Source organism: Chitinivorax sp. PXF-14 (genome assembly GCF_040812015.1).
Lineage (GTDB): Bacteria > Pseudomonadota > Gammaproteobacteria > Burkholderiales > SCOH01 > JBFNXJ01.
This window is the reverse complement of the sequence record NZ_JBFNXJ010000034.1, coordinates 1-4,148: the sequence shown is the minus strand read 5'-3', so window position 1 is coordinate 4,148 and position 4,148 is coordinate 1. Positions and strand designations below refer to the sequence as shown.

At 63.1% G+C, this 4,148-nt stretch carries 3 protein-coding genes and 1 pseudogene; all 4 read right to left on the bottom strand.

What is annotated here, in order from left to right; translation table 11 throughout:
- The coding region (locus ABWL39_RS20765) for a recombinase family protein (RefSeq protein ID WP_367796086.1) at positions 1 to 138 on the bottom strand (138 nt) is incomplete at its 3' end.
- Positions 139 to 198: 60 nt separating this feature from the next.
- Positions 199 to 1,417: pseudogene (locus ABWL39_RS20760) on the bottom strand (TniQ family protein).
- On the bottom strand, positions 1,414 to 2,322 hold the full coding sequence (locus ABWL39_RS20755; protein WP_367796083.1) for a TniB family NTP-binding protein: 909 nt from the start codon (positions 2,320 to 2,322) through the stop codon (positions 1,414 to 1,416). The pseudogene ABWL39_RS20760 and the gene ABWL39_RS20755 overlap by 4 nt, the downstream one beginning before the upstream one ends.
- A gap of 2 nt (positions 2,323 to 2,324) precedes the next feature.
- Positions 2,325 to 4,007: a Mu transposase C-terminal domain-containing protein gene (locus ABWL39_RS20750; protein WP_367796080.1), complete on the bottom strand. Its 1,683-nt coding sequence runs from the start codon at positions 4,005 to 4,007 to the stop codon at positions 2,325 to 2,327.
- Positions 4,008 to 4,148 lie beyond the last annotated feature (141 nt).

Here is a 4,148-nt window from a genome sequence, read left to right as displayed (position 1 = left end):
GCGATCCTCGCGTTTGCCGGAGGCATGATCTTCATAGAGATGCGCTGGATCGACACCGGCAGCAATCAACGCATCGCGCTGCAAGTCGGTGGCCTGAGAGCCATCCGCCTTCGATACTCGCATGTAGCCAATCAGCATCTCGCACCTGTCACATATACGTTCGATTATGTGACAGTGTGCGCCGGAAAGCTCAGGCCGTCAAAATTTGTCACTTAACCGGTCATTTTGTCTAAGACATGCAAAGGGTCCGTCAGGCTCATAATGTGACAGAAATTCCGGGGGAATGCCTTCCTTCGCGAAGGTGGCGCGCAACTGTTCCAGGGAAGCTGGGTCGCGCCGACCATAGGAAGCCAACGCAAACAATGAGCGTGCCGTTTCGGGGTCGTACCGCGCTTCAATGATGGCCTCGTCGATGGCCTGGACTGCACGCTGCCAGTGATTGATGGGTTCGGGCTTCGGCGCTTTCGTCGGCAGGCCACTGGTGAACCCGGTTTGGGGCTCGGACCAGAATAGCTTTGCCTCCTCGCCTGGCGGGCTTATGTCCCTCACCTCAATCAAGCTGATTGCCGTTGCCGCCGCCTCCAGCATCTGCAACCGTACTGCCGGATTCAGGGTTTCATACGGTCGCCACAGACTTTGCCCAGCACGCAGCGGATGCCCGCAGCCTTCCCAGGCTTGGCGGAGATACCCCGCGCAGGTTCCGCACGCGGAAAGCGGGGTGTTCAGCTCATCGAGCAGCGTGCGTAGCAGCCGAAACCACAATCCGGCGTGGATGCTTCGGCGCGGCAGCTCCACGTGACCGGTCGTCAGTGCCTGCCAGGTACGCTGGTCCATCGCCGCAATCGCGTCGCTGGCGGTGCGCGGTTCGGCGTCGGCGTTCTCCCAGCCGATAAACCGCCCTGGCACGCCCCAATAGGATTCCAGCCAGCAGCCATGCAGCGGGCAACTCAGCATCAGGGGCAGCTTCCACGCGAGCAGTACGGCTTGGTTCTCCGGATCGTTCAGGCAGAGCGGACAGGCGCGGTTTATCGGCTGGCTGGGCAGCCAGGCACGCCAGCTCGTGATGGATCGCGTCTTACGGCGGAATCTCGGCAGCAGTACCGAGAGCTGGAACGCATAGGTTTCCAATGCGGCTGGAATCTGATCATCAAGGCCGTCCAGTAGCCAAGGCTACCCAGCCAGCGAAACTCATGCAGCGCAGCCGATCCAGCTCGATACCGCTCCGCTGGGAGAGCATCGCCAGCAGCGCCAGTGGTGGCGCGGTGTCCAGGTCATCAACCTGGCCGTGACCAAGATCGTGCTCCAGCAGCTCGGACACTTCCATGTGATAGCAAAGGGCCACGCGGTTGAGCCACGAAGACAGGGCTTCGCCTTCCCTGGGTACCGGATGCAGTGGCCAGCGCGGCGCTGGCTTCACATCAGTTCCCGCTCGAATTGCCGCCGCCGCTCACTTGGGCCGGTGTAATCGGCCATGCTGAGCGTGCGGTGGTTGATCGCTTCCTCGCCGCTCTCCACGGCGACGATGGCCGCCGCCATCAGCAAGTGCGCCAGTTCGCCGATAGTGCCCTCGCTGCGTGTGAGCAGGTAGCGAGCCATGTCCAGCGTGGCAATCGACGAGGGTCGCCGCAATGGAAGCGAAGCGGCGAAGCTGGCCAGCAGTGAGCAGCAATCGTCGTTGGCCTCCCATACCGGCAGCAGCATCGGCTCGAACCGATTTTCCAACTGGCCATCCGAGCGGATGGCCAGGTAGGCGTCGCGCGTGCCAACCCCGACCAGCGGGATGCGCAGTTCGTTGCCGAGGAAGCGCAGCAGATTGAGGAATTCCCTGCGGTTGACGCTGTTGCCGGCCAGGACGTTGTGCAACTCGTCGATCACCAGTATGCGCACGCCGACCTTGCGCAGCAGTGCCAGCGCCAGTTGCTCTATTTCCGGCAGCCGTGGGCGCGGTCGCAATGGTGCACCCATCGCCGCGAGCAGCGCGACGTAGAAGCGGATCACCGACGGCTCGGACGGCATCTGCACGACCAATACCGGGATGTGCTCCTGGTCGGCGTCGGAGCTGGCCGGGTGGGCGCGGCGGAACTTCTCGACGATCATCGACTTGCCGTTGTTGGTTGGACCGACCAACAGCAGGTTGGGCATGCGTTGTTTGTTTGGCCACGTATACAGGGCTTCCAGCCGGTTCAACGCCTCGACTGCTCGCGGATAGCCGATCCAGCGGTCGGCGCGCAGGCGATGGATGCGCTCGTCCGCCGGGAGACGGGCCAGGCCCTGGGCCGCCGGCAGCAGGTGGGACAGGTCGATGATGGGATATTCGTCCACGGCTACCACTCCTCAATCTGGTCGAACGGTTTGGCAGGTGGCTGGTTGTCCGCCTGCGCGTCTGCCATGTCCGTGTCCGCTGGTGGCGTGGCTTTGATAGGTTGTTCCGTTGACTTGAGATGCTGGCGTCGATCCGCGTCGCGCCGCGCCTTGCGCGTGGCTTTCTGCGCAGTGGTCACGATTTCGCGCATCTGCCCGATCATGCGGAACAGCGCCGACTCATCCACCTGTTCGCGCCCTTGTTGCCGCAATTTCGCCAGTGCCTGCCGTTGCTCCCAGAGGGTGACAGCCGGGTGCGACAAGGTACGGTATGGAATTTCCAGATAGTGCTGCCCCTCCGGCTCCAGCACCCAAATGCGGCTAATGTCGCGTGGGTCGCGCCGGATCAGGAACGCAGGCAGGCGGTCGCGCCGAGCTATCCACGGCTTGAGCGCATCGGCGTAGTAGTGGATGTGGTCGATGACGAAGCCAGTGCGGGTCAGGGTGCGGCGGAGGACGGGCAGGAAATCGACCAGAAAGGCAGTGGCGCGGGTGACGACGGTCGGCACGCCGACGCGCGCCACGGCCTCGGCCCAGCGCGCCGCCGGTGGCTGAAGCAGACCGTTGTGCACCGAGCCGTGGTAGGTGCCGACCGCCAATGTGAGCCAGCGCTCCAGCTCGCGCAGCGTCAGGGCGGCCTTATTTTCGGAATCGTAGTCGCCGCGCTGGTCCGGGTTGGAGAAGGTTGTTCCCGGTAGATCGTCGTGGATCATCTGCATCGCCGTGCCGATGATCCGTTCCACGATGCCGCCATAGTGCGGCTGCCCGAGAGGCCGATAGTCCAACCGGATGCCATGCTGCTCGCAGCCACGGCGCAGCGCCTCGCTCTTGAATTCGGCCGCGTTGTCCAGGTAGAGCAGCGCGGGCTTGCCGCTCATCGGCCAGACCATTTCCACGTCCAACCTTTCCAACCAAGGGCGCTTGTCGCAGGCGACATGCGCGAGGCACAGACCAACCGAAACGGCAGATGGCGCTTCTAACGTGACCACCATGCCAACCACGCAGCGGGTGAACACGTCGATGGCGAGGGTCAGGTACGGACGGCCAATCGGTTGCCGGTCGCGCTCGTCCACCACGATCAGGTCGATGACTGTGTGGTCGATCTGTACCTGCTCCAGCGGTGCGGAGACTGGCGGAGGAACACCGCCAACACCTTGCAGGATGCGGGACGCATCCTGGCCTTCCCGAAGTCGAGTGGTCTTGAGTGGATCAAGGCTGGCGATCCGCAACGCGACCGTGTTGCGCGCCGGCATCCGCAGCTTTTGCAGCTTGCACACCCGCGCAACTTCACGGTGGAACGCCGCCAAGCTGCGCTTCTGCTTGGTCAGGAAGCGCTTTTGCAGTAGCTCGCGGATGATTCGTTCGACCGACTCCGGCAAGCGGCCTTTACCTTTGCCACCGCTCGACTGTCCAAGAGCCAAATCAGTGACCAGCCCCGAACCTTGCCGGGCACGGCGGATCAGGACGTAGACCTGCCGCCGGGACAGACCCAGCGCCTGGGCTGCTGCGTCGGCCGCTTCATGCCCGACCGTCTCCGACTGCGCCAACGGCCCAATGATCTCCGCGCGGCAGCGAGCACGCTCCCATGCCTGTTCTGACAGGGTGGCTACGCCGTGCTCGGCAATCGGTACGGTATCGGTCGCCATGCTCACCTCGCTTTGGTGCACACGAGTATTAAGCATAGACGAGATTGGTGCAGCCGACTGCTGATATCGGTCTGTCATGAGTGGGCTGCACAACAGCCGTTATGCCCATTCAATTGGTGCAGTCGTCTTCTGAAAATGACA

Coding starts and splice junctions, on each gene's coding strand:
- ABWL39_RS20750 (WP_367796080.1), bottom strand. CDS start 4,007: ATGGCGACCGATACCGTACCGATTGCCGAGCACGGCGTAGCCACCCTG.